The sequence below is a fragment of the Caballeronia terrestris genome, from assembly GCF_001544515.1.
Lineage (GTDB): Bacteria > Pseudomonadota > Gammaproteobacteria > Burkholderiales > Burkholderiaceae > Caballeronia > Caballeronia terrestris.
In genome coordinates this window covers 1-2519 of the sequence record NZ_FCOL02000268.1, presented here as the reverse complement: position 1 = coordinate 2519, position 2519 = coordinate 1, and the positions used below count along the sequence as shown (strand labels likewise).

2 protein-coding genes and 1 pseudogene are annotated in these 2519 nt (G+C 59.0%); all 3 read left to right on the top strand.

Annotated elements, in window-relative coordinates:
- Positions 1-62: 62 nt before the first annotated feature.
- Positions 63-260: pseudogene (locus tag AWB67_RS36330) on the top strand (HU family DNA-binding protein); the annotation flags it as partial.
- 938 nt (positions 261-1198) lie between these two features.
- On the top strand, positions 1199-1543 hold the full coding sequence (locus AWB67_RS42670) for a hypothetical protein (protein WP_087660680.1): 345 nt from the start codon (positions 1199-1201) through the stop codon (positions 1541-1543).
- Positions 1534-1977 (top strand): GreA/GreB family elongation factor, encoded by a 444-nt coding sequence (locus AWB67_RS36320; RefSeq protein WP_087660679.1) that lies wholly within the window; start codon positions 1534-1536, stop codon positions 1975-1977. The genes AWB67_RS42670 and AWB67_RS36320 overlap by 10 nt, the downstream gene beginning before the upstream one ends.
- Positions 1978-2519 lie beyond the last annotated feature (542 nt).

Below are 2519 nucleotides of genomic sequence, written 5' to 3'. Positions count from 1 at the left end.
ATGAGTTCTCCCTCCATGCAAATGGAGACTCACAAATCGTCATTAAGTTGCATTATTTGTGACGCACTGCACTAGGAGACGGCGAAACGGTCGGACTGTCGGGGTTCGGCTGCTTTCAGGTGCGCGATAAACGTGCGCGACCCGGGCGGAACCCGAAGACGGGAGCCGCGGTCCCTGTTGCGGCGCGACGGGTGGTGCTGTTTCGCGCCAGCCGGATCCTGGAGTCTCGAGTGCGCGGCGCCACCCATCCCGACGACTAAGCCACCGCAAAGCCACCGCAGCCTCGCGGGCGGCCGGCAGGCCACATTGTCGCGCATGGGCGCAGAAAGCTTGCAATATGCTTTCGAACACGCTTTAATGAGGCTGTCTGCATCCAGCGTGAATCGAACGCTCTTATTAGAGGACCTTGTCGTGCGTTTTGCTTCGAATTGCTCTCTCGCGTCGCTTCGTCTTCCGTCTATGGTCGGAACGGCGGGCTGCACGCGTGAAGGATCGGAGACAGCGAAATGCACTCGGAGCCGCGCGTGTCCGGCGGACAAGTCAGCACTTCCTTCCGCCCGGCTCGCCTGACAACCAAACCTCAGACGCAGGCCGGGCTCACCCCTCCAAGCAAACCCCGTCTCTAACGGAGCGGCGACCGTCGTACGGGCACGCCTGTCCCGACATGCGAGTTCGCCTTCGTTAAGCCGTGGGACATTATCCAACGCGAACTGCCTCGTGCCGCTTTTCTGGCGGTGTGGTCGCTATCGCGTTCGAATTCAAAGACGTCGCTGACATGAGAGTGATTTCCTACATGACGAATATGCAACCGTCGCGCAAGCCGGAGCGTTCTGGTGTCGTGCAACATCCTCGCATAACGTCCGCAGGCGGCCCATCAGAAACGCTAGCAGCGCGTTTGCGAGCGGGCCAATGCTCAGCGTCAAAGCTGTGCGTGGACTACGCGGGCTACGTTTTGACAGCCACTGCGCCCCCCGCGCATGCGCATTTATATTCGGCTGACCTGTTGGTTGAACGACAAGGCCACCGCAAGCACAGCGTTCGTGGACTCGACTATTTCTACGACGCGGCGCAAGCACTCATGTATTCGATCGAGTGGGGCCGGCTCTGGGTGAAGAGCAACGTAAGGACGCGTCCCGAAGCGACACATGAACACAGTCACAGCCGAAGCAGACGGTGAGCAAGGAAAGGAGGCCTTTCCATGAAGACGATCAATACGTCGCCGACCAATCGAGGTTTGCGTTATGTGGCACGCGATCCCGAAGACACGCGTACAGCGCTTCTCTATTGGCTGGGAACGGCCTTACCGGCGCGAGCAGCGAACTTCTCCGAAGTGACGCAACGTCTTTCCCCGCTGATGCAAGTTGTGTTTCCGGATGAACGGCCCGGAGTATTCGTGAACCCACTTGCGGTGCGCCAGGTGATACGAAACGGAAGCCTCGAGCGCCTTATTTTCGTGGACGGTTCATGGCTAGACGTCTGGTCGGGTGGCAGTTGCACGGACCTTTGTAACCTTCACGCTTCCAGGAGGCATATATGCCGCTAGTTCAAGTTGGCTCCTTCGCTGATTCGCGATCACGCTCCGACAATTCGCGGATTTTATCCGAGACCGACATCGCGCGGCTCAAGCGAGGCGGGTATCTGATTACCGCCACCGCTCAGCAGCGGGCGCTCCTGGAGGAACTGGAAGCGATGGCCGTGTTCGTGGATTCCGCCGACGTTCCCCCGGACGTCATCACATTGAATACGACCCTCGAGTGCGTCGATGTCGGAGGAGACGTCTATCGATGGACACTGGTCTATCCAGATGAAGCCGACTACCAACGAGGACGTATCTCGGTGCTGTCGCCCGCGGGGATTGCGCTGCTCGGCGCGCGGTGCGGTCACATAGTGGACTGCCGGGCGCCGAGTGGCTCGTTGACTCGGTATCTGATCAGTCGGATTGTGCAGCAGCCCGAAAGTAGTCGCACGACGGATTAAGCAAGATAGAAGTCCGTGAAGTGACTTGCTCGTCGCGCAGACCGCTACCGTAGCGTAGGGACTCGATGACTGTCGTGGCTCGAAAAGCGCGCGACGAAGCGCCAGCGCAGCAGCATTAAAGGAGTCGACCGTTCGATCCTAAGCGGCGTCACTCAACCTCGATTTATAAACTGGGCGGCCTAAAAAGCGAAGCGCAACACCTATCTCGTATAAGGAAACGCGCCCAATCGATCTTTTTTATGCAGGGTCGAGGCGTGGTTAACCAGTCGGCATTGGAGACTTCAACGCCGACCAACGCCACTTGCCCTAGCTGTGTGCCGGTGTCTGGGTCGAACCGGTTTGCGCCTCGACCCGCTCGCCCTATTCGACGTCGACCACGGGCTTCTCTGTCATGCCGCCGGCCCGTTTTCGTCGCGATTAGCAGTACTGCCGCCAGCCACGACAAACTCCCTGCGATGGTCGTCGATCCACTTCGTTGCTCAGTTTACGTGGATGGGAATGTAGGTAGCATTGTTGCTCGGCACGCTGTCCGGAACTGTGCT